At 64.4% G+C, this 23,510-nt stretch carries 17 protein-coding genes, 2 tRNA genes and 4 pseudogenes; 12 read left to right on the plus strand and 11 right to left on the minus strand.

Features of this window, described 5'->3' with window-relative positions:
• Window positions 1–323 (plus strand): annotated as a pseudogene (locus tag BLW38_RS12065) (transposase); the annotation flags it as partial.
• 195 nt (window positions 324–518) lie between these two features.
• On the opposite strand, the gene BLW38_RS12070 reads toward BLW38_RS12065, so the two are convergent.
• Both BLW38_RS12070 and BLW38_RS12075 read right to left on the minus strand, forming a co-directional pair.
• Window positions 519–1,538: an NADP-dependent oxidoreductase gene (locus BLW38_RS12070; RefSeq protein ID WP_092817479.1), complete on the minus strand. Its 1,020-nt coding sequence runs from the start codon at window positions 1,536–1,538 to the stop codon at window positions 519–521.
• A 340-nt stretch (window positions 1,539–1,878) separates the two neighbouring features.
• The gene (locus BLW38_RS12075) at window positions 1,879–4,188 is read right to left on the minus strand and encodes a PAS domain S-box protein (protein ID WP_177167496.1); all 2,310 of its coding nucleotides are present in this window, start codon (window positions 4,186–4,188) and stop codon (window positions 1,879–1,881) included.
• A 253-nt stretch (window positions 4,189–4,441) separates the two neighbouring features.
• On the opposite strand from BLW38_RS12075, the pseudogene BLW38_RS15930 reads away from it, so the two are divergent.
• Window positions 4,442–4,552, plus strand: a pseudogene (locus tag BLW38_RS15930) (RNA-guided endonuclease TnpB family protein); the annotation flags it as partial.
• Between the two features lie 151 nt (window positions 4,553–4,703).
• A complete protein-coding gene (locus BLW38_RS12080) occupies window positions 4,704–5,753 on the plus strand; it encodes a metallophosphoesterase family protein (RefSeq protein WP_245710202.1) in 1,050 nt (349 codons plus the stop codon).
• A gap of 200 nt (window positions 5,754–5,953) precedes the next feature.
• Here the strand turns inward: BLW38_RS12080 and BLW38_RS12085 are convergent.
• Window positions 5,954–6,027: transfer RNA gene (locus BLW38_RS12085), tRNA-Val, on the minus strand.
• 61 nt (window positions 6,028–6,088) lie between these two features.
• Between BLW38_RS12085 and BLW38_RS12090 the strand changes: the two genes are divergently transcribed.
• The 3 genes from BLW38_RS12090 to BLW38_RS12105 all read left to right on the plus strand — a co-directional run bounded on the left by BLW38_RS12090 (window position 6,089) and on the right by BLW38_RS12105 (window position 9,853).
• A complete protein-coding gene (locus BLW38_RS12090; protein WP_092817481.1) occupies window positions 6,089–6,562 on the plus strand; it encodes a DUF192 domain-containing protein in 474 nt (157 codons plus the stop codon).
• A 94-nt stretch (window positions 6,563–6,656) separates the two neighbouring features.
• The gene (locus BLW38_RS12095) at window positions 6,657–8,669 is read left to right on the plus strand and encodes an ABC transporter ATP-binding protein (protein ID WP_092817482.1); all 2,013 of its coding nucleotides are present in this window, start codon (window positions 6,657–6,659) and stop codon (window positions 8,667–8,669) included.
• Between the two features lie 431 nt (window positions 8,670–9,100).
• Window positions 9,101–9,853, plus strand: a complete 753-nt coding sequence (locus BLW38_RS12105; protein WP_092817484.1) for a creatininase family protein — start codon at window positions 9,101–9,103, stop codon at window positions 9,851–9,853.
• A gap of 69 nt (window positions 9,854–9,922) precedes the next feature.
• Here BLW38_RS12105 and BLW38_RS12110 read toward each other — a convergent pair whose 3' ends face one another.
• Both BLW38_RS12110 and BLW38_RS12115 read right to left on the minus strand, forming a co-directional pair.
• A complete protein-coding gene (locus tag BLW38_RS12110; RefSeq protein ID WP_092817485.1) occupies window positions 9,923–10,396 on the minus strand; it encodes a DUF5790 family protein in 474 nt (157 codons plus the stop codon).
• 98 nt (window positions 10,397–10,494) lie between these two features.
• Window positions 10,495–11,049, minus strand: a complete 555-nt coding sequence (locus BLW38_RS12115) for a hypothetical protein (RefSeq protein ID WP_092817486.1) — start codon at window positions 11,047–11,049, stop codon at window positions 10,495–10,497.
• A 343-nt stretch (window positions 11,050–11,392) separates the two neighbouring features.
• On the opposite strand from BLW38_RS12115, the pseudogene BLW38_RS12120 reads away from it, so the two are divergent.
• The 4 genes and pseudogenes from BLW38_RS12120 to BLW38_RS12135 all read left to right on the plus strand — a co-directional run.
• Window positions 11,393–11,743: pseudogene (locus BLW38_RS12120) on the plus strand (sulfite exporter TauE/SafE family protein); the annotation flags it as partial.
• A gap of 150 nt (window positions 11,744–11,893) precedes the next feature.
• Window positions 11,894–13,159 carry an RNA-guided endonuclease InsQ/TnpB family protein gene (locus tag BLW38_RS12125; protein WP_092817487.1) on the plus strand — a complete coding sequence of 422 codons (1,266 nt, stop codon included), beginning with the start codon at window positions 11,894–11,896 and terminating at the stop codon, window positions 13,157–13,159.
• Between the two features lie 65 nt (window positions 13,160–13,224).
• A pseudogene (locus BLW38_RS12130) lies at window positions 13,225–13,590 on the plus strand (TSUP family transporter); the annotation flags it as partial.
• A gap of 89 nt (window positions 13,591–13,679) precedes the next feature.
• Window positions 13,680–14,321 carry a hypothetical protein gene (locus tag BLW38_RS12135; protein WP_092817488.1) on the plus strand — a complete coding sequence of 214 codons (642 nt, stop codon included), beginning with the start codon at window positions 13,680–13,682 and terminating at the stop codon, window positions 14,319–14,321.
• A gap of 264 nt (window positions 14,322–14,585) precedes the next feature.
• Here the strand turns inward: BLW38_RS12135 and BLW38_RS12140 are convergent.
• Window positions 14,586–14,658 (minus strand) — tRNA-Arg (locus BLW38_RS12140).
• Between the two features lie 216 nt (window positions 14,659–14,874).
• Here BLW38_RS12140 and BLW38_RS12145 point away from each other — a divergent pair.
• Window positions 14,875–16,725, plus strand: coding sequence for a UvrD-helicase domain-containing protein (locus BLW38_RS12145; protein ID WP_092817489.1), 1,851 nt, complete (start codon window positions 14,875–14,877; stop codon window positions 16,723–16,725).
• Between the two features lie 23 nt (window positions 16,726–16,748).
• Window positions 16,749–17,951 carry a M24 family metallopeptidase gene (locus BLW38_RS12150; RefSeq protein ID WP_143040874.1) on the plus strand — a complete coding sequence of 401 codons (1,203 nt, stop codon included), beginning with the start codon at window positions 16,749–16,751 and terminating at the stop codon, window positions 17,949–17,951.
• Window positions 17,952–17,960: 9 nt separating this feature from the next.
• Here the strand turns inward: BLW38_RS12150 and BLW38_RS12155 are convergent, their stop codons facing one another.
• The 5 genes from BLW38_RS12155 to pstC form a co-directional block, all read right to left on the minus strand.
• On the minus strand, window positions 17,961–19,043 hold the full coding sequence (locus tag BLW38_RS12155) for an AbrB/MazE/SpoVT family DNA-binding domain-containing protein (RefSeq protein WP_092817525.1): 1,083 nt from the start codon (window positions 19,041–19,043) through the stop codon (window positions 17,961–17,963).
• A 20-nt stretch (window positions 19,044–19,063) separates the two neighbouring features.
• Window positions 19,064–19,738 carry a phosphate signaling complex protein PhoU gene (phoU, locus tag BLW38_RS12160; RefSeq protein WP_092817491.1) on the minus strand — a complete coding sequence of 225 codons (675 nt, stop codon included), beginning with the start codon at window positions 19,736–19,738 and terminating at the stop codon, window positions 19,064–19,066.
• Window positions 19,739–19,742: 4 nt separating this feature from the next.
• On the minus strand, window positions 19,743–20,642 hold the full coding sequence (gene pstB / locus BLW38_RS12165; protein WP_394327083.1) for a phosphate ABC transporter ATP-binding protein PstB: 900 nt from the start codon (window positions 20,640–20,642) through the stop codon (window positions 19,743–19,745).
• A gap of 100 nt (window positions 20,643–20,742) precedes the next feature.
• On the minus strand, window positions 20,743–22,362 hold the full coding sequence (pstA, locus tag BLW38_RS12170; RefSeq protein ID WP_092817493.1) for a phosphate ABC transporter permease PstA: 1,620 nt from the start codon (window positions 22,360–22,362) through the stop codon (window positions 20,743–20,745).
• The gene (gene pstC / locus BLW38_RS12175) at window positions 22,362–23,492 is read right to left on the minus strand and encodes a phosphate ABC transporter permease subunit PstC (RefSeq protein ID WP_092817494.1); all 1,131 of its coding nucleotides are present in this window, start codon (window positions 23,490–23,492) and stop codon (window positions 22,362–22,364) included. The genes pstA and pstC overlap by 1 nt, the downstream gene beginning before the upstream one ends.
• Window positions 23,493–23,510: the final 18 nt, after the last annotated feature.

Raw genomic sequence — 23,510 nt, forward strand, 5'->3', positions numbered from 1 at the left:
CGGTTCCGCACCGCACAAGCGAAGACGAGCACGTCTGGTTCGTGACGAGCTTAGACGTAGACCGATCGACAGCGAGAGCATACGCGGCGGCGTTCCGCCGCCGCTGGGGGATCGAAACGTCATATCGACAGCTCGGTGATTCTCTCCCGAGAACGTCGGCGACGACGTTCTCGGTGCGACTGTTCTACTTTCTGTTTGCGGTGTCGCTGTACAATCTGTGGGTGTTAGCCAACATCTTAGCTTCAGCTGAAACAGTTCCAGAGACACCGCTGATCTCAACACGGATCTTCCGGAGATTCGTTCTCTCAACAGACGACGGCTGAGTTCACACTCGAATCTGACCGGGATGACCGGTGAGTACGCCTCATTTCGGAGAGGCATCGCTCGGGAACGCCGCTGGCGCGGCGTTCCCTCGCTCTCCCACTGGATCTGTTACAGCGAAATCTCCCACGATCGGGAGATTTGCGAGCTCAACGGCTTGGGTGGTACAGAATGAGATTTGATTCGGCAACCACTGTTTAGCGCGGGGAGGATGTCAAGTGGACGACTTGCTTCCCGATGTTGTCGCCGGAGAACAGTCCGAGGAACGCATCCGGTGCGTTCTCCAAGCCCTCGACGACCGATTCACGGTGTTCGATCTCGCCGCTTGCCACCCACGTTGCGAGCCGTTCGCTCGCTTCCCCGAACCGGGTGGCGTAATCGGCGACGAGAAGGCCTTCGACTTTCGCACGCGTCGCGATGAGCAGCGGCAGCTTTCGCGGGCCCGTCGGGACGCTTTCGTCGTTGTAGTGTGCGATCTGCCCGCAGACGGCCACCCGAGCGTCGAGGTTCAGGTTCGTGAACACGGCGTCGGTGATCGGTCCGCCGACGTTGTCGTAATAGACGTCGACGCCGTCCGGTGCAGCCTCCGCAAGCGCCGCTTCGTAGTCGTCGGTCTCTTTGTAGTTGATCGCGGCGTCGAACCCGAGATCCTCGGTGAGCCAGTCGGTCTTCTCGTCCGACCCGGCGAATCCGACGACGCGGCAGCCGCTTAACGTCGCAATCTGCCCGACGATCGATCCAACCGCACCCGCCGCTCCGGACACGACGACGGTGTCGCTGGGGGTGGGGTCGCCGACGTCGAGCAACCCGAAGTACGCCGTCCGACCCGGCATCCCGAGCACGCCCAGATAGGCCGGCGGATCAGCGATCGTGGGATCGACTGGGGCGACGTCATCCGCATCGAGGACGCTGTACTCAGCCCACGTTCCCTCCCCGGTCACGAGGTCGCCGTCGTCGTACTGCTCGCTGGTGCTCTCGACGACTTCGCCGACGACGCCTCCTTTCAGGACGTCGCCGACGTCCCACGGCTCCGCGTACGATTCGCTGTCCCGCATCCGGCCGCGCATATACGGGTCAACGGAGAGGTACTCGACACGGACGAGCAGCTCACCGTCGGCGGGCTCCGGGACGGCCTCCTCTCTGAGTTCGAAACAGTCCGCGTCCGGTTCACCGGTTGGCCGTTCGACGAAGTACCAACTGTGGTTCGTCTCTTTCACACCCCCTTTCGGCTCGTCGCATCAAAGAGACTTCCCCTCGTCGGAATCGAGCGGCGGTCTGTCTCCAATCTTCGGCGGACAGCCCTCTATGAACGAGTGGCGAGCGACACCACATCCACGAGCGACGTGTCGGAGAGGATCAGTTCCCGATACCCGTCGTCAACCAGATCGGTCGGAGTGGTGGTGGCTGACTCCATCAGGTGGTCCGTCGTCTCCGCGACGTCGTGTGCGTCGAGACAGAGACGCCGGTCGTCTCACGGGATGTCCGACAGCTCGTCGTCGATCTCGAAATACCCGTCCGCTCGTTCCCAGATCTCCGCTTGATCTATGATGTGACTGTTCATTCGCTCCGAGTGCTGAGTGCCGCGTCTCGGTGCTCCGGAACCGCTTCATCTGTCGTCGGCGACAGTCGCACCGTGACCGTCGTCCCGTCATCGACGGTGGTGGTCACCTCCCCACCGAGTCCCGTGACGATCCAGTTGACCAGCCACAGCCCCAACCCCGACCCGTGTTCCAGCGGCGTCTCGCGGCCAGCTTCCAGTACCCGTCGTTCCATCTCGGGGAGTCCTGAACCGCCATCCTGCACGCGAACGGCCACTTCACCATCCTCAGTCATCTCTACCGTGTATGTTACGCCCGCGGACCCACCGTACTGTGCGGCATTCGCCCCAAGCTCCCGAAGCGCCAATCGCAGACGTTCTGTTGCCATCACGTCCTCGCAGGGATCCGTCTCGATGCTGAACTCGGTCTCGGGGAACTCTGTTCGCAACTCGCTCACGACCTCCTTGACATCCGCCAGAATATCACGTGGAGCGAGCGGTTCGGCGTTATTTCCTGCCGTCTGGAAGTCTTGGGCTTTTTCACTCAGGTCTGTGAGATCGGTCGCAATATCGCGAATCCGTCGTGCCATCGCGGCGGGATCGCCCTCGGTTCGCTGTGCGATTTCGTCGGCGAATCCCTGAACCGCATTCATATCGTTTCGAAGATTATGGCGCAGGACGCGATTGAGCACCTCAATCAGCCGATCACTCCGTTTTTTTGCTGTGACATCCTCCTGAATCCCGACAAAGTGTGACACAGTCTCACCGTCGACACCTGTGACTGGCGCGATCGTCAGCTGGTTCCAGAACGGTGTCCCGTCGGCACGGTAGTTGAGAATCTCCGTCCGAATCGGCGTATTCGAATCGATCGCCTCCCGAATCTCGGTAACAGTGGCTTCGTCAGTTTCCTCGCCTTGGAGGAACCGGCAGTTGTCTCCCAGCACTCGCCCTGTGGGGTACCCGGTCACTCTCGTGAATCCCTCGTTGGCATAGACGATGGGAAGGTCGTCTTGGTCTGCGTCGGCGATCGTGATGCCGACGGTTGACTCTTCTAAGGCCTGACTCTTCATCTGCAGGTCGAGCTCGCGTTCTTTGCGCTCGGTGACATCCTGGAAAACGCCCCGTACGGCCACGATTTCTTGTTCGTCATCGGCATACTGGGGGCGTCCGATCACCCGCACCCATCGAACCGTGTCGTCGTCGGTCACGAGCCGGAGTTCCAGATCATAGGGCTCCCCGCCGGTCGTTAGCTTCTCAAACGCTTCTTCGACGATTGGGCGGTCTTCCGGATGATAAAAATCGAGTCCGTCCGAGATATCGGGGTTATGAGTGAGCGGAACGCCGTGGATGCGATAGACCTCGTCTGACCACCGGAGCGTTTTCGAGCGGAGATCGTATTCCCAGCCGCCGATATTGGCTGCTTCTTGGGTTTGCTGGAGGAACTCCTTGGTTCGCTCCAGTTCCGTTTCACGTTCGCGCCGGGCCGAAATATCCCGCACGATGCCCTGTATGAATTCTTGGCCGTCGATACGGATCACACCCATACTCATCTCGATGGGGAGATCGCTTCCGTCAGCGCATCTGAGGGATAGTGGCATCCCATCCGCAAACCGATCACGCGGGTCGCCGGACAGCTCCGATTCACCGACCGACTCCGTGTCGAACAGTTGCGCGTACCGGTCACGCTCGGTTGGCGGATGTAGGTCAAGGACCGACATTCCCTCCAGTTGGGATTGTGCGTAGCCGGTCAGTCCGGCTGCCTTCTCGTTGGCCTCGGAGATAATGGCCGTGTCCGTGTCGGCGAGGAACACTGCGTCAGGTGCCTGCTGGAGGAGTGCCTCGTATTTGTTTTCAACTCGTTGCTGGGCCTGTTGTGCTTCTGTGATACGCTGTTCGTGGTGGGACGTTTCGATTTCTCGCCCGAGAAGTCTTGCGAGGAGTTCGACGGCGGCCTTTTCCTCGCTGGCAAAAGCCGTTTCTCGGGGATTTCGGGAGGAGAAACAGACTGTGCCGTACACGTCGCCGTGGACGAAGATCGTCGTTCCGAGGTAGCAGTAGAGTCCGTGTTGCTGGAAGGCTGGATCATCGTCCCAGCCCTGGTTGGGGGCGTCAGTGAGTGCGACGGGGCCATCAGAATCGATGACGCGCCGACAATAAGTCGTTTCGCGATCAAGTGTGACACCATCGGTGAGCTCCGGGTTGTCTCCGTCGCTGGCGACGACGGTGTCCGTGGTGGAATTGCCGTCGCGGCGTTGGATGTGGCTATGTTCAACCCCTAAGAACTCCCGGCCGATTGCGAGGGCCCGTTGTTGTTTTTCGGCCAGTGACATAGCCGAATCGTCCATCACCTCATAGAGACGGTGATAGACCATAGCACTGCCAGACATATCTGTCCGAAATACTTGTAGCGAGTACAGATACAACTATCGGCGGATTAACTGGAATTAGGCGCTAAGTCCCCTTCCTCAAGGAGTCGTTCGAGAGAGCTTCGCTCTCTCGTGATCACGAAAATCGAAGATTTTCGGACGACAACGCAGAGAGCGAAGCGACTGAGTAGCGTTAACGAGAGCTGCGCTCTCGTCAACGCCTGTGGAGACTGCGCTCCCTGTGGATACGCCTGTATCTGCAAAGCGCGTCGTAGAAACAGGAAGCCCCACCCTCAAGGAGCGAACCGCGTCAGCGGTGAGCGAGTAGGGTGGGGTCGTTCACCTGCATATCATACGGTGTAGTAGGTGCATCCCACGTACAATGACGATGCATATTACAAAACAGACATCTAGTAACGGCCGCTTCTCACGTCGATTTGATCAATACATCTAAAACAATATCCGACTTGCAATCAATCGTGACGACGAGTGCTGGTCTTCGACACAATCAGGGTGTAAAAGGGCCGGTAGCGGTTACTGTCCGTACCATCGATACCGACCCGGAGCCACCTCGCGACGTAGAACTCATCGCTACCGACGCCGACGGGGAGGAGTTACAAGTCGTACTCTGGGAAACGCACGATGTTACGACCGACTGGCGTCCCGACTCAACCTACGAGATCTGGGGTGGACGAGCCAAGCGGTACATCGACGCGTCCGGTCCCGAGTTACGTATCCACAGTAACGCCGATTTCACTGTCAAACGTGTTCCCGAACCGGACACGTGCCAAGTGCTCGTCGTCGGCGATACGCACGTCGGATATCGTCATCGGGCGAGCAGCACGAAGCCGGGATGGGCCCACGCGGTAGACAATCGACGCACGTTTACTCGGAGCCTTGCCCGTGCTCGCGCTCTCGACGTCGACGCAGTGGTGCACGCCGGCGATGTGTTCGACCACAGGATAACTCAGGTGGACAAAGACCACGTTCGCAAAGAGATCCAGTGGATCCACGACGTGGGGATACCGTTGTACTTCATCCACGGGAACCACGACAACGAGGCTGGAAACGAGACGTTACGTCAAGGACCCGGGATTCATCTCGGGGGGAAAACGATGACTCTCGGGCGGGATTCCGTCCACATATCGGGGCTCGATTACGGAGCTGGAGAGTTCTCGGGTTCACTACCGGAGGCCGTTGCCGGCGGGGATCCCTCAACATCGATCCTCGTCCTTCATGATACGCCCTATCCGGCGGTCGACGAGACCGGGTCGCCGATCCATCGAAACGATCCAAATCACCTCGATCTCAGGGACTTCCTCGACCGAGCTGATGAGTGGCTGGACCTGATCGTCTCGGGGCATATGCACGTCGGGAGCCGTGGGTCGATAGCAGGCTACGAGACGCCGTTACTCGTTACCGGTCCGACTGCGGAGATCAGCAAATCCACTCGGGAGAATCAACCATCGACGTGGTTAGTGACGATTTCGGAGGAAGCGGTTCAGATCGAGCGACAGAAGTTGTCGTGAGACGGGCTATATCGAGTGTCTCCTGGAACTCTATCCGTTGAGCCTGGTTCCGATGAGAGAGTTGACGTCGACGACGACTCTCCCTGGGTAACGAACCTCACTTCGCTCGCTCCGCTCGCTCACCTCCCGCTCCCTGCTTCGAACCCCGCCCTCGAACAGGCACAGCGGCGCCGCTCACGAGTTGTTCGCGGCGCCGATAGTGGGCTCGGGCGGGTTCGAACCGCCGACCTCAGCCTTGTAAAGGCCGCGTCATAACCAGCTAGACCACAAGCCCGTATTGTTTCGATCGCTCCCGGAGCGGAAAACGGTTTCTTTCCGCGCCACGAACCCCACCCGTGAACCGCCGCCTCATCGCCATCGTCCTGGTCCTCGTCGCCGCCGCACTCGGACTCCTCGTCGTCGATCTCTGGCAGCCTGATGATGACTACGACCGAACCACGGTCGAGATCGAGGACGCGCAAACCGGCGATCGTCTGGCGACCGTCGACGTCCGGATCGCCGACACGTTCGATAAGCGCTACACCGGGCTCTCCGAAACCGAGTCACTCGATCCGAACGAGGGGATGCTGTTCACCTACGACGATCCCGGCAACCGGACCTACGTGATGCGGAACATGTCCTTCGCCATCGACATCGTCTTTATCGACGCCGACGGGACGATCACGACGGCCTACTCGGCCGAGCCCGAGTCGGAACCCTACACGGGGTACGACGGTCACGGCCAGTACGTCCTCGAGGTCCGGTACGGCTACCTTGAGGAGCGCGGGATCGAGGTCGGCGACCGCGTCGTGATCGACGACTCGCTGTGACCGCCCGGCGCGACTCGCTGTGACTGTCCGGCGCGACTCGCTGTAACTCTCCGAAGCGAAGCCTCTTTGCCGGGACGCCGGTAGGGGGATCCGAATGAGCGCCCCGGAGTGGGAGGACGACGATCCCTTCGAGGACCAGCGGGAAGCGGTCGAAAATCCGATGAAGCGGCTCTTTCGAGAGTACGGCTGGACCTACCGCCGGCACGCGATCGTGGGGATCCTCGCGAGCGTGGTCGCGCGGCTCGCCGACCTGCTGCCGCCGCTGATGCTCGGGATCGCCGTCGACGTCATCTTCGTCACGCCCGCTCAGCGTGAGGCGGGCGAGGTGCCGGCTTTCGCCGAGCAGATCCCGCTCGTCCTCCTGCCGGAGGCGTGGCTCCCGGCCGAGCAGTTCGCGCAGTTCCGGTTCATCGTCGCGGTTGTGGCCGGCGCGTTCCTCTTCGGGGCCGGGTTCCACTGGCTCCGCAATCGGGGATTCAACGCCTTCGCCCAGCACGTGCAACACGACGTCCGGACCGACACCTACGACCGGATGCAGCGGCTGAACATGACCTTCTTCGCCGACAAACAGACCGGCGAGATGCTGTCAGTGCTCTCGAACGACGTCAACCGCCTCGAGCGCTTCCTCAACGACGGAATGAACTCGCTGTTCCGGCTGGCGGTGATGGTGCTCGGGATCGGCGGAATCCTCCTGTGGATCAACCCGCAGCTGGCAGTCGTCGCGCTCGCGCCGGTCCCGATCATCGCCGGCTTCACCTATCTGTTCGTGCGGACGATCCAGCCGAAGTACGCCGCCGTGCGGTCGACGGTCGGGAAGCTGAACTCCCGGCTCGAGAACAACCTCGGCGGCATCCAGGTGATCAAGTCGGCGACGACCGAGGGCTACGAGTCCGACCGCGTCGACGACGTCTCCGGCGAGTACTTCGACGCCAACTGGGACGCCATCGAGACGCGGATCACCTTCTTCCCGGCACTCCGACTGATCGCCGGGATCGGCTTCGTGATCACCTTCATCGTCGGCGGCCTGTGGGTCTTTCAGGGGCCGCCGGGCCCCTTCTCGGGCGACCTCTCGCCGGGGATGTTCGTCGTCTTCATCCTCTACACGCAGCGGTTCATCTGGCCGATGGCGCAGTTCGGACAGATCATCAATATGTACCAGCGCGCCCGCGCCTCCGCCGCCCGCGTCTTCGGGCTGATGGACGAGCCCTCCCGGCTCGGCGAGAACCCCGACGCCGACGAGCTCGTCGTCGAGGAGGGCCGCGTCGAGTACGACGACGTCACCTTCGGATACGACGCGGAGCCGACCGTCTCGGACGTCGACTTCACGGTTGCGGGCGGCGAGACGCTCGCGCTCGTGGGTCCGACCGGCGCCGGGAAGTCGACCGTACTCAAGCTCCTGCTCCGGATGTACGACGTCGACGAGGGTGCCATCCGGATCGACGGCCAGGACGTTCGGGACGTCACGCTCCCGTCGCTCCGGCGGTCGATCGGCTACGTCGGCCAGTCCTCGTACCTCTTTTACGGGACGGTTCGCGAGAACATCACCTACGGCACCTTCGACGCCAGCGACGAGGCGGTCGTCGAGGCCGCGAAGGCCGCCGAGGCGCACTCGTTCATCGAGAACCTGCCGGATGGCTACGACACGATGGTCGGCGAGCGCGGCGTGAAACTCTCGGGCGGCCAGCGCCAGCGGCTCACGATCGCCCGCGCCGTCCTTGCGGACCCGGAGATCCTCGTCCTCGACGAGGCCACCTCGGACGTCGACACCGAGACGGAGATGCTGATCCAGCGCTCGCTGGACCGGCTGACGACCGACCGCACCACCTTCGCGATCGCCCACCGGCTCTCGACGATCAAGGACGCCGACACGATCCTCGTGTTGGAGGGTGGCGAGATCGTCGAGCGCGGAACCCACGAGGAGCTGCTCGAGACCGACGGGCTCTACGCGAACCTCTGGGGCGTCCAGGCCGGCGAGATCGACGACCTCCCGCAGGAGTTCATCGAACGCGCCACCGAGCGAACCGCGGCGATCGACGCCGACGAGGCGGCCGCGGCCGACGGGACGTCCGCGACCGAGACCGATGCGGAGGCCGGCAACGACGACTGACGGTTCCGGGATGCAGTCTGTGACTCCTCGCTATTCAGAGGCTTTCATCGTCAATCCAACGGAGCGATACGCCCGATAGAGACGAATTATCCAGACCCACGCGATAACGGACAGGACTAACAGAACCGTTATTTGGACAATGGATTCCGTAACTGTGTTCGTTAGTAATTGAACGATGAGAATGGCTGGATAGAGGGCAAAAAACAGAGCAAGAACCAACCCGACCCCTTTCAGATACGTGAACAGGTTTTGTTCCACTTTTCGGGATAACTCAAGGTCGACCAAGTATCTTCGGTTGGTACTCACATACTCTGTCTTGATCGGCTCCCAAGGAGCGATATACGCATTCTAACTGTTCTATACCGCCCCGTTTGGTGTTCGTATTCTCGGAAATGTGTTGAATAAAGACCCCGGACCCCCTGGATGCTGATATGCACCTCTCGGATTCGACCTGGACCGACGTCCGCGACGCGACGATCGACGCGGCGCTCGTTCCGGTCGGCAGCACCGAACAGCACGGCCCCCACGCGCCGCTTGGAACCGATGCGCTCACGGCCGCCGCCGTCGCGACCGAGACGGCGGATCGATACGCCACGGCGGAGTCTCGCTCCGGCGACCTCCTCGTGGCGCCGACGATCCCGGTCGGGATCGCCGAGGAGCACCGTGGCTTCGACGGGACGCTGTGGGTGTCCCCGGACACCTTCCGCGCGTACGTCCGCGAGACGGCCGCCTCGCTGGTCCACCACGGGATCGGCCGCGTCGTGTTCGTGAACGGTCACGGTGGCAACGTCGACGCCCTCGCGGAGGTTGCCCGCCGGTTCTCCCGCGATCCGGACCACGGCGGCTACGCGGTCGCGTTCACCTGGTTCGCGGCGGTCGGCGAGCACGCCGGCGATATGGGCCACGGCGGTCCCCTCGAGACGGCGCTCCTCCGGGCGACCCACCCGGACCTCGTTCGCGAGGACCGGATCGCGGCGGCAGCCGCCGACGCGGCCGACCGCTGGGGCAAGTGGGTCGCCGGCGTCAACCTGGAGCACGATTCCGACGCGTTCACGGCTAACGGCGTCGTCGGCGATCCGCGGGAGGGTGACCGCGAGCGCGGTGAGCGTCTGCTCGAGCTCGCGAGCAAGTCGCTCGTGGAGCTCGCGGCGGCGGTCGCCGACCGCGACCTCGACGTCGACTGATCGATATCGCCTGACCGGCGTTGCCTGATCGACGCTCGTCCGACGTACAGTCCGAGCGACCGTGGAGCGCTACTCCTCGGCTTCTTCGGCCTCGGCCGCGTCCGCCTCCTCGGCGTCCATATCCGCGTCCGTGTCCGTCTCGGCTGCCTCGTTCGCTGCCGCGTCCTGGAGCGCGTCGCGGATGGCGGGGACCGTGCCGGTGAGGTCGCCGACGTCCTCGGCGGCGTCCTCGAGGTCGGTGATCTGGTCGGCCAGGTCGTCGATCGCCGCCTCGAGGTCCTCGGCGTCCTCGAAGGCGTCCGCGCGCTCGCCGAGCACGTAGGCCTTCTTCGCCTGTCGGAGATGGTCGGTCGCCTCGCCGGCGTCAAGGGCCGATTTGAGGCCGTTGAGTACGCCCAGAACGTTCTCAGCCTCCGTCTCCCAGATCGAGTCGGGGTCGGGAAGTTCGGCGCGTGCCGCCTCCAGGTGGCTCTCGACCTCCGCGCGCGTTTCGGCGGCTGCTTCGCCGAACAGGTCGTCGTCGTCGAACGTCGACTGGCTCATACGTACCGATTCTCCCCGTCACCCTTTAAAAGCGACCCCGAAAGCGGAAGTGAAACGCGCAACGAAACGAAGGGTACGGCCACATCGATCGATGCCGATCACTTCGGCTCCGCTTTCGTCGTGGGCGCTGGTTCGGCGATCTCGACGACGTGCTCCACGGTGACCGGATTCGATCCTGGATCCGTCTTCAACGCGGTATGGTCGAGGACGAACAGGTACTCGCCCCGGTCGAGCTCGACGGTCATCTCGGCCTCACGGACCCCGATCCGGCTATATTCGTTCACGATCCGCACGTCGCGGGCGCCCTCGATGTACGCGTCGTAGGCGTCCCGCTCGAGGACGAGACAGTCGACCGGCGTCGATCCGGCGACGGTCACCTCGTAGTGGAGGACGTCTCCGCGCGCAGTCGGCGCGTTCGTGATCGCGATCGCCGTGAACTCGCCCGGCTGCAGCGTCGGCGCTCCCGTGGACCGGAACGTTCGGACTGCTCGTCGGTCGTCGGTCGGGTAGTCGTCGCCGTGATCCGGAACGCCGTCACCGTCCGTATCCGGCGCGGGCGTCGGCGTCGCTCGGTCGCCGCCGGATAGACAGCCGCCGAGCGCGATCGAGCCGAGGGTTCCGAGGAGGGCGCGGCGTGAGATCCGTCTCCGCATATCTCTCGGGTTAGCTCGGTCGCTTATAAATGCGGTCCTCGCCGAGCACGTTCTCCGCCGACGAATCACGACGACGTCTCCGGACCGCAGCACGGCGGATACTCGACCAACGTGGCTCCCTCACCGTGCCCGAGTTCGCTGATCGACCGTTCCAGTCGCCGCGAGTCGATGGTGTGCTCCGTTGAATGTGTTATAAATTGACACAACGTGTATGCTGAATACAGGTCCGGATTTGTTACATCAGGACACACGGTATCTTGGAATTCTACACGAATCATCGAGACACATACTATGAAAGAAAACGCATTTATGTCAGAATTCCTGACCGTAGCGCTAACTCGCAATGAGCACGTCCTCGCCGTCAGATACTGTCCAGAAGACCTTCCTCAAGTATCAGCACGTGTTTGTGTTCCTCGCCCCGCTGCTGTTCGTGGTGGGCGTGTATTTCGTGGCTCCGACGGAAGCGTCGGGACTGAGCTACTGGCTGGAGTACTGGTGGCTCTTCTTCGCCTTCCTCGTCGGCGCTACCATCGTCAATACGGTCGGTATCAGCGGATCCGCACTCTTCGTCCCGTTCCTCATCTTCCTGTTCCCGCTCATCGCCGGTGAGACACTCACGCCCGAGACGCTCGTGAAGGTCGGGCTCATCAGCGAGTCGTTCGGCCTCTCCAGTTCCGCGCTCGCGTTCATTCAGCCGCGGTTTCGAGGCGGAGCCTCCGGCCGCAAGGAGTGAGCGAGGCGAACGAGTAGGCCGGAGAGGAAGCCGACAATTCCTACGCAGACCACGGACTGTGGCCGCCTTTTCTCCCCAACGCTAATAAACCACCAGCCACACATCTGACGTATGGAGGTGCGGCGCACTGTCCCGGTCAAACTCGACGTGGACAGCGACGACGCCGCACTTCTCCGCGAAACAGTTGATGAGTTTCTGTGGGCCGCCAACTACGTCGTGGACCACGCTTGGCAGGGCGAATACAAGACGACCAGCAAGGCACAGTTGCAGGAGGAAACCTACGACGAGGTCCGCGACCGGACACGGTTGCACGCCAATCTCGTCCAGAACGCCCGCAACAAGGCCGCCGACGCCGTTCAGGGCGTCGTCGCTCGCTGGAAACAGGGCGAGTACGCTGGCAAACCACATTTCTCGAAGCCGACCGTGGTGTACGACAAGCGGTGCGCCACGTTCCACGACGAGTACGTGTCGCTGGCGACCGTAGATGGACGTATCGAAGTCGTGTACGTTCTGCCAGACGAGGACCGCGACACACCTCACAGCCGGTATCTCGACAACGACGACTACGTGGTGACGGGAGCGGAACTCCACAACAGGGACGGCGAGTGGTTCCTCCATCTTCGCACAAAGGCGGTGGTGGAGTCCGACACGCCGGAACAGGCGACGACCGGGCACAGGACAGTCCTCGGCGTTGACCTCGGCGTGAACCAACTCGCGGTCACTTCGACGGGCACGTTCTGGAGCGGTCGCGAGTTCGACCACTGGCGGCGCGAGTACGAGAAACGCCGTGCATCCTTCCAGCAGTGTGGGTCACGTCACGCCCACGAGAACATCCAGTCGGTCGGGCGCAAAGAGACGGGGCGGTTCAAACTGATGCTCCACCGGATTGCGAACGGCATCATCGAAGAAGCCGCCGAAAACGGTTGTACGGTCATCGCCTTCGAGGAGTTGACCGGCATCCGCGACCGCCTCTCGGGTGCTTCGTGGGGACACAAGTGGGCCTTTGAGCGGTTGTACGAGTACGTCGAATACAAGGCCGAACCCAACGGCATCGACGTGGAGCAGGTGGACCCGGAGAATACGTCACGCCGTTGCTCACACTGTGGGTTTACGCATCCGGACAACCGCGACGGCGAGGTGTTCGCGTGCCTGAAATGTGGCTACGAGAACCACGCTGACTACAACGCGGCGAAAAACGTCGGACTGCGGTATCTCCGCCGTAACCAAACTGGGGACGGCGGAGGCGCACCCGTAGGCGTGCGCTTGAATCGCGGGACGCTGAACGCGAACGGAGAATATGAATCTCCTGCCGAAAATTCCGGCCAGAGCGGGAGTCCACGCGAAAGCCCCATCACCAGAACTGAAGGTTCTGGTTAGCAGTCAGAAGCTCCGCTTCTGACGACACCCTCAACGAAGCGAACGGCGAAGCCGTGAGCGAGTAGGGTGGGGTAGTTTACGGACTCGCTGGCTTCGGGATCGGCGAACTGGGCATCATCTCGATGCTTCGGACCGAGGTGCCGGTGAGAGTCGCCATCGGCACCAACCACATCGTCGTCGCGCTGACCGCGGTGCTGGCGTCACTGGTCCACGTCTTCGGCGGCCAGTACGTCCCCGGCGGCCACAGTATGAGCCTCGCGTCAACTCCGTGGAATATGGTCGTCTGGACGGTCCCGGCGACGGTCACCGGCGGCCAGATCGCGCCGTACATCTCAGCGACGCTGGACACGAGTCTCATCAAGGAGGGCGTCGGCGTGCTCTTTGCGATCATCGCCGTCGCGCTGTTCGTGATGGCGGCCGGTGGCTTCTAGGTCGGCGAACGTCCTTCGCTCGACAATCCGTGCGGACGTCACCGGATCCCCCGGGTATATTTATTCCGGTTGGTGGCAATAGTTCTCATATGACCCACTACCCGGACGGCCACCTCGGCCACATCAGCGACATCGAACGGGCAGCACAGGAGGAGCGTGATCCGCACCGACGGGCGATGCTGTGGAACTACCTCCACCACGCCGCCCTCGAAGTGAGCGGCGACTGGAAAGCCATCTTCGATCCCGAGATGATCGTCGACGATCCGCAGTACGTGATGCGTCTCGGTACGGAAGCGCCGATCGTACTCGATGGCACCGAGGAGGTGAAGGCGTTCTACGAGGCCGGCGAGGAGGACGTCTTCCTGCTCTCCGACGAGGACGGCCACCAGTTGTTCGTCAACGAGTGGGGGATCGCCGACTTGGCGACGTACGTCGAGTTTCTGTCCGGCGACGATCTCATCGCCGACGGGCTCGGCAAGCCGTATTACCGGAACGACGTCGAGGGAATCGATCCCGACGCGATGTATAAGCGAACCTGCCGCCAGGCGATGTTCTGGCCCTACGACGACGACGCCCGCCTCATCGGCGAACAGGTGTATCAGCTCGAACCGTTCGCGGTGGAGCGAGTCGATCCTGGCGCCGTTCCCACGGTTGAGGAGATCGCCTCGATCACGGAACCGTACTATCCGGAGAACACCGATGGACCGACGCCCGTCCGCAGCGACACGTGATCATCGTGTCAGAAGTGAGCGTCCGGGGTTCCACAACTCCTCGGTGGCCTCGTGGTCGCAGACCATCCGCCAGAAGTGATGGCTGATGACGAGAGACTCCGCCTCTCGAACCACTTGACCACGAGGTACTTCACACCTCTTCAGTGACCTCGTGGTCAAAGATCATCGTATCAGAAGTGAACGTCCTGACGGAGTTCCACGCGAGCGAAGCGAGCGTGGAGCTAGTCAGGACGTGAACGGAGTGAGTGAAACGAACGAAGTGAACGTCCTGACGGAGATTTGAACTCCGGTCCCTGGCTCCGCAAGCCAAGAGGATAGTCCACTACCCTACCAGGACTCATCTTCCAGTAACCGGGAGATACTTAAGATGGTTACGGTCCGTCGGCGTGTGTGGGGTCCGGGAACACGGTCGCCGATCCGACGCGGGAGCGGGTCACCGGAACCGTGGCGATAGGGACCACGATCTGCGACGGTGATGGCCCCGAACGCCGCGATTCGACGCAGCTGGCCGAACCCACGTCGTTTATCCGGCCGGGACCCCTGTAGGGGTACAATGACCGAAGCCGACCCGACCGTGACCCGTCTGTTCGGTGGTCCGGGCAGCGGGAAGACGACCGCGTTGCTCGACCGCGTCGACGACCTCCTCCAGGACGACGACGTCGACGTTCGCGACGTGCTCGTGGTCTCGTACACCCGTGCGGCCGCCGCGGAGGTCCGCGATCGTCTCGCCGAGCGACTCGACATCTCCCCGCGCTCGCTGCAGGGGAACGTCTGCACGATGCACGCGAAGGCCTACGAGCTGCTCAACCTCTCGCGCGGCGACGTGGTCGGCGAGGACGACAAATCCGACTTCTGTGAGGAGTTCGGGATCGAGTTCGAGGACGAGTACGGTGGCGCCAACCGCCGAACCGCGCGATCGACGACGATCGGCAACAAGATCATCGCGACCTCCCAGTGGCTCCAGCGGACGAAACGCGACGTCGCCGACTGGTACGACGTGCCCTTCCAGTGGGACGTCGAGGAGGTTCGCCTGCCGCCCGAGACCGACCCGAACGCCCAGGAGGGGAACAAGTACACGCCGACGTGGTCCGCGGACGACGACCGGATCGACGTCCCCGAGACGATCCGTGCCTGGCGGGCCTACAAGGGTGAGCACGAGCTCGTCGGCTTCGCGGATATGCTCGAGCGCGTCGCCCAGCGTTCGCTCGTTCCGAACGTCGACTACCTCGTGATCGACGAGTTTCAGGACATCACGACCCTGCAGTACGACGTCTTCGAGGAGTGGCTCCCCCACGTGGAGAAGGCGCTCATCGCCGGCGACGACGACCAGGTCGTCTACGCCTGGCAGGGTGCCGATCCCGACCTCCTGCTCGATACCGACGTCGACGAGGACGTCGTGCTCCCCAACTCCTACCGGCTGCCCTCCCGGATCCTCAACGTCGTCAACGCGGAGATTCGCCACATCGACAAGCGCCAGGAGAAGGATCTCCGGCCGCGCAAGGAGGGCGGGGACGTCGAGGCCATCGAGAGCCCCTCGATGCTCGAGCTCGTCCGCAACGTCCGGTACACGATCGACGACGACGACGGCAGCGTGATGTGTCTGTTCCGGGCGCGCTACCAGATGTTCGACTTTATCGACGAGTTCATCGACCACGGCATCCCGTTCAAGCTGCTCACGGACGGTCGGATGTGGACGGATCGGCTCACCGACTACGTCCGGGCGATCGAGAAGTACAACGACGGCGAGCCCGTTACCGGTCTCGAGGCCCGCCGGCTTGCGGATATGCTTCAGGAGTCGACGTTCGGGACGAACGAGCGCGACGACTTCTACGACTACCTCGACGATCGCGAGGAGACGGCTGACACCGACGATATCACCGATATCAAGGTCGATTCCGACGTGATCGACGAGTACGCGCCGTTTATGCCCGACCGGGCGAGCGCCAGCGATATGGTCCGGAAGGTGACGAGCTTCCAGCGCAACTCGGTGGAGGCCTACTTCGACGGCGACTACCAGGACGTCGACCCGAGTCGCGTCCGGATCGGCACAATCCACTCCGCGAAGGGCCGCGAGGCCGACCACGTCTTCGTCTCGACGGACCTTACCGAGAAGGTGGTTGAACAGCTCGCCGCCTCCGTGGATGATCCGACCGACGTCGACGGCGTCGAAGAGTTCACCAAATCTACCAGTCCGGTGCCGGTGCTCACCGACAACGAGCGCCGCGTCTTCTACGTCGGGATGTCCCGGGCCCGCGAGCGGCTCGTGATCCTCGAGAACCTCATCACCGGCGCGCCGACGCTCCCCGTGAGCGTCCTGCTGTTCAATGAGCTGCGCGATGAGCCGCCCGCCGAGCTGGTCGAGGAGGTTCAGGCCGAACTGGCCGCTCCCGAACCGGAGCCGTGACCGTCGGGCCGGATCCAGCCGCGATGGCTCGACCGGACACCGGGGTCCGCGAGCGCCTCGTGAGCCAGTCCGTTACCCGTGTCGTCGACGCGCTCGCGGCCGCGAACGCGGACGCGCTCGTCGTCGTCGGCGACCGCTTCGACGCGGATCTGCAGTATCTCGCCCGACTCGGATCGTTCGAGGCGCGGGCCGCGGTCGTCGTGACCGCGACCGAGGCGGTGGTGTGTCCCCCGGCCGATCCCTGCTCGGAGCAGTTCACGGCGCCCACAACCCGATTTCACGAGACCTCGAAGGCCGCTGGCATCGATCGCGGCGTGCGGCCGATCGACGCCGACGACGGGGCCCCGGTCGGCGAGCGCGCGGCCGCCACGATCACGTCGCTCGTCGGCTCGAACGCCGACGTGGTCGTCCCCCGAGCCGTTCCGCACGACGCCGCGGTCTACCTCGCGCGCGCCGGCCACGACGTCAGCTCGACGGCCGCGGTTCGGGACGCGCGTGTGGTCAAATCCCCCGTCGAGATCGACCGTCTGCAGGCGACCCAGTCCGCCGCCGTGACGGCGATGCGTGCGGTGTTCGCCATCCTGGCCGCGTGCGATGTCGCCGACGCCTCGCGATCGCTTCGGTGGCAGGGTGATTCCCTGTCGGCCGACCGGCTCCGACGGGAGGCGAACTCGGCGCTGGCTCGCGCCGGCGTCGATCCTGCCGGGAACACGGCCGTTCGGTCGCCGTCGACCGACGATGACGCCCTTCGAGCCGGCGAGCCGATCGTCGTCTCGCTCGCGCCGCGCGGCCCGGCGGGCTATCACGGGACCCTGACGCGAACGGTCGTCGTCGACGGGGACGGCGGCTGGGAACGACGCGCCCATCTCGCGGTCGAGTCCGCGCTCGCGGCCGGGATCGAGACCGTCGATCCCGGCGACCCGGTATCGCTGCTGCGTGAGGAGGTCGCCGCCGAGATCGGCGCCTACGGGTTCGATCCGACCCTCACGGACCGGACCACCGGCACCACCCACGCCGGTGGCTACGGCGTCGGGCTCGCCCGCCGGGAACAGCCCGCTCCCGACTCGAGCGCGTCGCTTCGGCCAGGAACCGTGCTGGCGGTCGAGGCGAGCGTTCGCGATCCCGACCACGGTGCGATCCGGCTGCGGGACCTCGTCGTCGTTCGTGACTCGGTCGTCGAGCGCCTGTCGGAGTGCCCGACGGCCCTTGCCTCGGACCGGTATTGAGTGGCGGGGCTACTGCGACGCGGATCCGGGCGCCTCCGCCGTCCGGCCCGTCGTTTCGCCCGCTTGCCGGATCGGACGTCGGAGACCCAACTCCGCGATGGCCCCGCCGCGTTCGGCGGTGCGCCGGAGTCGGGACAGCACTGCCCGCAGCTCCGGCGTGGGATCCTCGGCGGTTGCCAGCCGGCGATCGAACGCATCGATGCGCTCACGGACTTGCTCCGCGTCCTCGAGCACTTGCCGTGCCGTCTCGTCGCCGGTATCGCCGACGATGACCGAAGTCCCGTCGGACACGCCCGACCGGACCGTCGCGGCGATCTCCCGGAGCTCGTCGAGCCGCGGTTCGGCCGGCGGGTCGTCCATTCGCGATCCGGCCTCGGCGACGTCGGCGGCGGCCTCGCGGACGCGCGCCAGCTCGCGCATCGCCGTCCACGACTCGAACAGTGCCGACCGCGACGCGCCGATCGCGTCGGCCGCCTCGAGATCGGCCATCCCGAGTGCCACCGTCCGATCGATCATCGCCGAGAGCCGCTCGGCGTGTTCCGCGCGTTCCGCGACGGCCGCCCGTTGGGTTGCCGCCGCGACCGACTCGATCGCGGCCCGTTGTGTCGCCTCGACGATAAACGCGAGCTGACGGACCGACTGGGTGACCGAGACCTCCTCGGGATCGAGCAGCATTCGCACGGCGGTCCCGGGGACGTCCGTCTTCGCCGTCGACGTCCCGATCCGGCTCCTGCACACCGACTCGACGGCGTGTCGGTGCTCGGCGTCGAGCGGCTCCTCGTGGGCGATCTCCACCGTCCGTATGCCGGCCGCATAGGCCGCCCGGAGCGTGCCCTCGAGGGACGGCGGATCGAGCGCAGTCGTTCGAACGCTGGATCCGTTTCGGACGTTCACCTCGGATCGCGTGTCGGCGTCGTCGTTCCGGCCGTGGACGCCGTTTCGGTTCCGTGCCTGGATCGCCAGGATGCCGTCGGTGTGGCGATGGAGGGTTACCGTATCCCCGGCCGTGACGTCCTCCGCCTCGGCCCACTCCTTCGGCAGGGAGACGGTGTACGTTCCGTTTCCGACCGTCTGTACCTTGCGCGTTTCCACCGTGTTGGTGTGCATTTCTCTCAGTAGATCAGTTCGGGGTCGCCGTCGACCATGTACAGCGTTCGTGCGGCGATGTTCACGGCGTGATCGGCGGCCCGTTCGAGATCGCGGATCGTCAATAGGACGCTCGAAACGTCATCGAGCAGGCGCTCGACCGCCCACGGGTCGTCCTCGACGCGTCGTTCGATCAGGTCCCGTGTCACGCTCTCGCTGGCTCGCTGACACAGCGCGTCGATCCCGTCGTCGTCGGCGGCGATGCGCCGACACGCCGCCGCGTCCTCGTCGCCGTAGGCGGTGAGGCTGCGAGCAAGAAGCGACCGCGCTTCCTCGCCGATCGTGTCGATGGCGACGTCGGGATCGAGAGAGCGATCCCTCGTGCGTGCATACCGTGCCAGGTTGACTGCGAGGTCGCCGATCCGTTCGAGGTCGGTGATGATCTTGAACGAGGCCGTGACGAACCGGAGGTCGCCGGCGACCGGCTGCTGGAGCGCGAACAGGTCGACGCAGTCGGTCTCGAGCGCCAGATACCGCTCGTTGATCGCGGCATCCCCCTCGATGACCGACTGTGCCGGCGACTCCGCGCCGTTCGAGAGCCCCTCGAGGGCCGTCTCGAGCTGCGTATCAACCTGTTCGCCCATCTCGAGGACGTCGGAACGGAGCGTCTCGAGGGCGTCCTGGTAGCGTTCCCGTGGCATTCGATCACCCGAACTTGCCCGTGATGTAGTCCTCGACGCGCTCGCTGTGTGGGTCCTCGAACACCTGGTCGGTGTCTCCGTACTCGACGAGCTCGCCGCCGGTGAGGAAGACGGCGGTCTGGTCCGAGATGCGTGCCGCCTGCTGCATGTTGTGCGTGACGATGACCACGGTGTACTCCTCGCTGAGCTGCTCGATGAGGTCCTCGATCTTCGCGGTGGCGATCGGGTCGAGCGCGGAGGCGGGCTCGTCCATCAGGATGACCTCCGGATCGACCGAGAGGCAGCGCGCGATACAGAGCCGCTGCTGCTGGCCGCCCGAGAGCCCGAGCGCGTTGTCGTCGAGGCGGTCGTTGACCTCCTCCCAGAGGGCGGCGTCCCGGAGACACTCCTCGACCAGCCGGTCGCGGGCAGCCGCGTCGCTGCGTCCGAGCAGCCGTGCCAGGGGACCGGTCTCGATGTCGCCGTGTTTCTCCGGGCCGTACGCGATGTTCTCGCGGATCGACTTGGGAAACGGGTTCGGCGACTGAAACACCATCCCGACCCGCTTTCGCAGCTCGACGAGGTTTACCCCGTCCTGGTAGATCTCCTGCCCGTCGATCCGGACCGAGCCGTCGACGCGGGCGCTCTTGATCCGATCGTTCATCCGATTGAGGCTCCGAAGGAACGTCGACTTTCCACAGCCCGAGGGCCCGATGAGCGCGGTGACGCTGTTTTCGGGGATCTCGATCGAGACGCCCTGCAGCGCGTGGTCGTCGCCGTAATGGACGTCGAGGTCCTCGACTGCGAACTTCGCCATCCCCTCGAAGTCGTACTCACGCCACTCCTCGCGCACCTGCTCGTCGGTCTCGCCGGCCGTGGTGTGGGTCGCGCCGTCGCCGTTCGTGGCGTCGGCGGCCGTCGTCACGTCCGGTTCATTCGCGGGTTGGTCCGCCTCCGTCGGTTGGTCCGCCTCCGTCGACTGGTCCGTTTTCGCGGGTCGGTCCGTCTTCGTCGTCGGTGTGGTTTCACTCATGTCGAAGTCGCCTCCGGAAGTAGTATCGTGCGCCGATGCCGACCGCGTAGAACGACAACACGACGAGCAACAGCACGAACGCCGTCGCCCACTGGAACTCGACCGGGTTCGAGACGTTGTCGCCGAGCCCGACGCCGGCGGTGATGAGCGCGTACAGCTGGAAGGGTAACGCCGTGGTCGCCTGCAGCAACTCGGGGTTCGTGACGAACGGGGGCTGGCTGGTGAACGCGAAGCCGCCGATGACGTCGGCCGCCCGGTCACCGGATACGAAGGTGCCGCCGGTCATCGTCAACAGAATGGGCGCGGTCTCGCCGGCGATCCGGCCGACGCCGAGGATCGTCCCCGTGACGACTCCCGGAAGCGCGGCCGGAACGACCACGCTCCGGATCGTCTGCCACTTCGAGACGCCGAGCGCCGCGCTGGCGTCCCGATACTCGTCCGGCACCGCCAACAGCGCCTCCCGGCTCGTGATGAGCACGAGCGGAAGCAGCATGAATCCGAGCGTCACCATTCCCGCAAGCAGCGACTTGTTCCCGCCGAACCGGGGAACGAGGAAGGTGAACCCGAACAGGCCGAAGACGATGCTCGGGGTGCTCCAGAGCCCGTTGGTCGCCACCTCGACCGCCTGCGTCAGCCGCCCGCGTTCGGCGTACTCGGTGAGGAACACCGCGGCGCCGACGCCCAGCGGAACCGCGAGCACGACCGCGCCGACGACGAGCCAGACCGTGCCGACGATCGCCGGGAGAACACCCTGGAAGTCGTTCAGCAGCGAGACGCCGTTCATCACGAACGGGACCGCGACCGGGAGCGTGACCGAGACGCCGAGGACCGACACCGTCGGCCCGACGCCGGAGCCGACCGTCGCGCCGGTCAGCAGGCCCGGGATGCCGCGAACGGCGGTGAAGGCGATCAACAGGAACAGCACGCCGATGATGGCGCTCGCGTTCACGTAGATGAGCAGGTACGCGCCCATCCGCCGCCCGCGGGCGCCGAAGCCGCCATAGGCCGTCGCGGCGGCCCAGCCGGCGAGCAGTCCGCAAGCGATCGTCGCCGCCGGGACGAGGAACGTCGCGGTCATGGACGCCTGCTGTTCGAACCCGAGATCCCACACCCACACGGGGCCGATCGTCCCGGTCAGGAACGTTCCGCCGACGACGATAGCCACCGCACCGGCAGGGAGCGTCGATCCGATGTCCTCCCGTGTTGCCGCCGTCATCGCGAACGCGGCGCCACCCGTCACCGCCCCCGCCGGAAGCCACGCCAGTCCCCCTTCGAGCACCAGCGAGGCGGTCAGCCCGCCGAGCACGAACCAGACGAACGCGAACCCGACGGTCGCGACGAGACCGGCGTTCGGGCTGGGTTCCGTCTCGATGTACCCGAGCGCCGATCCGACGCCCAGACCGATGACTGCCGCGCCGAGCACTACGAGGAGGCCGCCGAGAGCGGTCACCGTCGGGACGCCGCCGATCGCGGCGTCGATCGGAACGAGGCCGAACAGCGAGGCGATCCCGACCGCGATCAGGCCGACCGCGATCGCCATCGCCAGACTGGCGACCGCCTCGGGACGTGAGGCGTCCGCGCGTACAAGGGGCGTTCGCGTTGCTCCCGCCATCAGACCTCACCCCCGAGCTTCCGGTGCATCCGCCACTCGATGTACTGTGAGCCGATCGAGATGGCGAGGACCGTGATGAACAGGATCACGCCCGCTAGAAAGAGGGCGTCCATCTGGAGTCCGTGTGCGTTCCCGTAGTTGTTCGCGATCAGCGAGGTGAGCGTCTCCTGGCCGTAGAAGACGTTGTACAGGGGTTCGGTCAGTTGCGGGACGCCCCGGAGCATCACCGTTGCCGCCATCGTCTCCCCGATCGCCCGCCCGACGCCGAGCAGGACCGCCGCCGAGACGCCCGAGAAGGCCGCCGGGATCGTGATCGACGTCATCGTCTGCCAGTCGGTCGTCCCCATCGCCAGCGAGCCGCTCTTCATCGACTCGGGGACGCTGCTCAACGCGTCCTCGGCCACCGAGACCACCGTCGGGAGCGCCATCAGTCCGACCACGATTCCCACGAAGAGGTACGATCCCTGGCCGGTGGTCCGGAACTGTTCGCTTGCCCAGGGGCTCAGGATCGTGAAGCCGATGAACCCGTAGACGATCGACGGGATGCCGGCGAGGATCTCGACGCCCGGCTTGACGACCTCGCGGACTGCTCCCGGCGCGATCTCCGAGAGGAACAGCGCGGCGGCGACGCCCAGCGGGGCGGCGACCGCGGTGGCGATCGTCGTCACCATCACGGTCCCGTGGATCATCGGCACCATCGAGTACCGGATGGGCTCCGCGACCGCGTCCCACCGCGTCTCGGTGAACAGCCGCAGCCCCGGCACCGGGACGCCGAACACGGTCGTGGTCTCGTAGCGGATCACGGGGATCGACTCGACGGTGATGTAAACGGTGATCAACAGCAGAATGAGTACCGTTGCGATCGTCATCGCGAAGGTCAACACCCGGGCGGTCAATCCCTGATACCGTACCCAGCCAACGCCGGCGGCGAGGAGGAACAGGGCGACGGGGAGGGCCGTAAACGGCGAGGCCAGCAGGAACCCGACGAGCGAGGCCACAAGCGCGACCGTCATCGTGCCGACGGTGACGAGCGCGGCGGTTGATGTCTCCGACCGGAACGCGTGAATCCGCTTTCGCCACCGTCTCGCACGTCTCGCCGGATCGTCTCGTGTATCGGTCGTTCGTGTCATAATGAATGGATAGTGCTA

It is taken from the genome of Halopenitus malekzadehii (assembly GCF_900108505.1).
GTDB classification, from domain to species: domain Archaea; phylum Halobacteriota; class Halobacteria; order Halobacteriales; family Haloferacaceae; genus Halopenitus; species Halopenitus malekzadehii.

What these genes read in the sequence shown, in the direction of transcription:
- BLW38_RS12125 (WP_092817487.1), top strand. Translation starts at nt 11,894, where the DNA reads ATGGAGGTGCGGCGCACTGTCCCGGTCAAACTCGACGTGGACAGCGAC.
- BLW38_RS12110 (WP_092817485.1), bottom strand. Translation starts at nt 10,396, where the DNA reads ATGAGCCAGTCGACGTTCGACGACGACGACCTGTTCGGCGAAGCAGCC.
- pstA (WP_092817493.1), bottom strand. Translation starts at nt 22,362, where the DNA reads ATGGCGGGAGCAACGCGAACGCCCCTTGTACGCGCGGACGCCTCACGT.
- BLW38_RS12150 (WP_143040874.1), top strand. Translation starts at nt 16,749, where the DNA reads ATGGCTCGACCGGACACCGGGGTCCGCGAGCGCCTCGTGAGCCAGTCC.
- BLW38_RS12145 (WP_092817489.1), top strand. Translation starts at nt 14,875, where the DNA reads ATGACCGAAGCCGACCCGACCGTGACCCGTCTGTTCGGTGGTCCGGGC.
- BLW38_RS12075 (WP_177167496.1), bottom strand. Translation starts at nt 4,188, where the DNA reads ATGTCACTGGCCGAAAAACAACAACGGGCCCTCGCAATCGGCCGGGAG.
- BLW38_RS12115 (WP_092817486.1), bottom strand. Translation starts at nt 11,049, where the DNA reads ATGCGGAGACGGATCTCACGCCGCGCCCTCCTCGGAACCCTCGGCTCG.
- BLW38_RS12135 (WP_092817488.1), top strand. Translation starts at nt 13,680, where the DNA reads ATGACCCACTACCCGGACGGCCACCTCGGCCACATCAGCGACATCGAA.
- phoU (WP_092817491.1), bottom strand. Translation starts at nt 19,738, where the DNA reads ATGCCACGGGAACGCTACCAGGACGCCCTCGAGACGCTCCGTTCCGAC.
- pstC (WP_092817494.1), bottom strand. Translation starts at nt 23,492, where the DNA reads ATGACACGAACGACCGATACACGAGACGATCCGGCGAGACGTGCGAGA.
- BLW38_RS12105 (WP_092817484.1), top strand. Translation starts at nt 9,101, where the DNA reads ATGCACCTCTCGGATTCGACCTGGACCGACGTCCGCGACGCGACGATC.
- BLW38_RS12095 (WP_092817482.1), top strand. Translation starts at nt 6,657, where the DNA reads ATGAGCGCCCCGGAGTGGGAGGACGACGATCCCTTCGAGGACCAGCGG.